The 2753-nt window shown below is 51.2% G+C and carries 2 protein-coding genes; both read left to right on the forward strand.

Translation table 11 applies throughout. The features are described from left to right. Window positions 1–221 precede the first annotated feature (221 nt). Window positions 222–1214 (forward strand): ROK family transcriptional regulator, encoded by a 993-nt coding sequence (locus B1748_RS32695; protein ID WP_087572167.1) that lies wholly within the window; start codon window positions 222–224, stop codon window positions 1212–1214. A gap of 16 nt (window positions 1215–1230) precedes the next feature. Then, window positions 1231–2454: an MFS transporter gene (locus B1748_RS32700; RefSeq protein ID WP_087572168.1), complete on the forward strand. Its 1224-nt coding sequence runs from the start codon at window positions 1231–1233 to the stop codon at window positions 2452–2454. Window positions 2455–2753: the final 299 nt, after the last annotated feature.

Below are 2753 nucleotides of genomic sequence, written 5' to 3' on the forward strand. Positions count from 1 at the left end.
GGGTCACGGGTGTCCATGATCGACTATAGCTACATTTCCAGCTTTGCACCCAATGAACACAATAAATCGAAAGTCCCTTATATTTGATAAGTAACCGCAGTCCGGTCATGCCGGCTGCGGTTATTTATGTTGTTCTTTCAAGCGAGCTCTGCTAAAATGAACTTGACTTATTAAAGTGATTTAATAAGTCTTCGATTTTTGTTGGAAAGGTTGGGGACCTTATGACGAACGAGTCGTTCCTGTATCGGATCCGGGCAGGACTTATAACGATGGGAAGCGCGACGAAGGCGGAGCTCAGCCAGCGGCTGGGGATCAGCTTTCCGACGATCAGCAAATTCATGGCTCAGATGGAGAAGGACGGCGAGATCAGTTATACGGGCGACGATGATTCCAGCGGCGGTCGCAGGGCCAAGCGTTATGCCTACGATCCGGAATACATGCTGGGACTAGCCATCTTCATTGAGAAGGACGAGACAAGCTACTCTATCTTTGATTGCATAGGTAAGATCAAGGAGCAGGGAGTCAAGCCGAGCGTTATCGAACATGACGCGGGCCTGCTTGCCAACCTTATCGAATCGTTGATTGAGCGGTATCCGCGGCTTCGATCGATCGCCATCGGCGTTCCCGGCGCCGTTAATAACGGCAAGATTATTTTCATCCCTCCGTATCAGCAATTCCTTGACTATGATCTAAAAGAGGAATTCGAGTCCCGGTTCCAGATACCGGTTGTGGTCGAGAACGATATGAACGCCTCGGTACTTGGATACGCATCGAACTTCGAGATGGAGGGCGAATCGCTTATCTATCTTTATTTCGGTCAGAACGGACCTGGCTCCGGCATTATGATCAACGGAGATGTCGTGCGGGGAAGCACGTTTTTCTCCGGGGAAATTTCTTTCGTGCCTCAGTATGACAAACAATCTTTCCTTCAAGCGCTGCGAATGGAAGAACGCAATAGCCGTATTCAATTGACGGGAGAAGGGCAGATCGATGCCGTCGCTCGTCTGATCGCGACATTTGCAGCCATTCTTAACCCGCGGGCGGTCATTTTTTGCGATGATGAGGTGGACGAAGCGATACTGACCAAGATCGCGGAACGCAGTTCAACTTATATTCCTCAAGCGCATTTACCCATACTCACGATGAGCGGCTGGAGACAGGATTATCTGACCGGCTTGCAACAACTGGCGCTACATGCCATGATATCGAACTGACAACCGAAGGAGCAGCATGATGGCAACTTTATTTCTAATTATTATCTATCTGGCATTTATTAGCCTTGGCATTCCGGATTCCCTGCTCGGGGCGGCCTGGCCGATGATGCGGCCCGACTTGGGGGTTTCGTTCGGTTACGCTGGCATTTTGTCCATGATCGTAGCCGGCGGCACGATCGTATCCAGTCTCGCAAGCGGAAGCTTGGTGCAGCGTATCGGGACGGGAAGACTGACCTTGATCAGCTGTTGTCTGACGGCAGGAGCGCTGCTCGGATTCGGATGGGCGCCATCGGTCGCCTGGCTTGCCGTATTGGCGATTCCCCTGGGGTTAGGCGGGGGAGCGATCGATGCCGCGCTTAATCATTATGTAGCAGACAATTACAAGGCTCACCATATGAATTGGCTGCATTGTTTCTGGGGCGTAGGCGCGACTGCCGGGCCTATAATCATGTCCTTTTATATGGCGGAACATAACTCCTGGAGAGAAGGTTACACGGCCGTAGCCCTGATTCAATTCTCGCTCGTGGCGATCTTGCTGATCACGTTGCCGCTGTGGAAACGCGTTGCGGCGATCAGGGAGAAAGAGCAGATTGGCAATCCGGCCCCTCCGGCGCAGGCTGAAGCCGAGTCGAAGGCGTCTTCAGGCAGCTTGAGCAAAAATGTTCTCCGGATCAGAGGAGTGAAGCCCTCGCTGGCCGCCTTCTTGATCTACTGCGGAGCAGAATCCCTCGTAGGATTGTGGGGTGCAAGCTACTTGGCAGGAGCGCGAAATATAGCAGCCGAAACGGCAGCGCTCTGGATATCCTTGTACTATGGCGGAATAACCGTCGGAAGACTTGTTACCGGTTTTATTACGCTGAAGGTCCGCAATACGGTGTTAATCCGTTGGGGCCAGATCGTGGCGGTTGCGGGCGGCGTCATTTTGCTGCTCCCCAACCCGTCGTTCATGCTTGCGGGGCTTATCCTTATCGGGTTGGGGCTCGCCCCCATCTACCCGGGTCTTCTTCACGAGACGCCTGCTCGCTTCGGCCGTGAAAATGCCGCCAGGCTAATGGGATTCCAGATGGCGGTCGCTTATACGGGAACGACCTTCCTGCCTCCGCTTTTTGGCGTGCTTGCCATGCGGACCGACATAAGCGTACTTCCAGCGATATTCCTCATTCTCATGACGGTGATGTTGCTAAGCGCAGAGAAAGTTAACCGAATTTTGCACAATCACTCGGCTTCGGCGCAGAAATGAAATTAAGGGTTGCATATGTTTAAAGGAATGTGTTAAGATAACATTCCGCTGTTAAAAGCGGGGGGAGAGAGAACACAGGCCGTTAGAAAAAAGTTTTTAAAAAAGAGTTGCTTTTCTAAAAGGTAATGTGTTATGATACTTCTCGCCGCTGAAAACGGCGTAAGACAAGCAGAATGATTGTTCCTTGAAAACTGAACATTGAGCGATATGTTAAATTTTGAAGATTTTCGAACTGGCTCCGCCAGTGCGAAAACTTCTAGCTAGTTAAGTAATGAGCAAGTCAAACACCTTAATGGAGA

Source organism: Paenibacillus sp. MY03, from assembly GCF_002165585.1.
GTDB lineage: Bacteria > Bacillota > Bacilli > Paenibacillales > Paenibacillaceae > Pristimantibacillus > Pristimantibacillus agaridevorans.

Bases quoted from the DNA above. Each gene is read 5' to 3' on its own strand.
- B1748_RS32700 (WP_087572168.1), top strand. From the start codon at position 1,231: ATGATGGCAACTTTATTTCTAATTATTATCTATCTGGCATTTATTAGC.
- B1748_RS32695 (WP_087572167.1), top strand. From the start codon at position 222: ATGACGAACGAGTCGTTCCTGTATCGGATCCGGGCAGGACTTATAACG.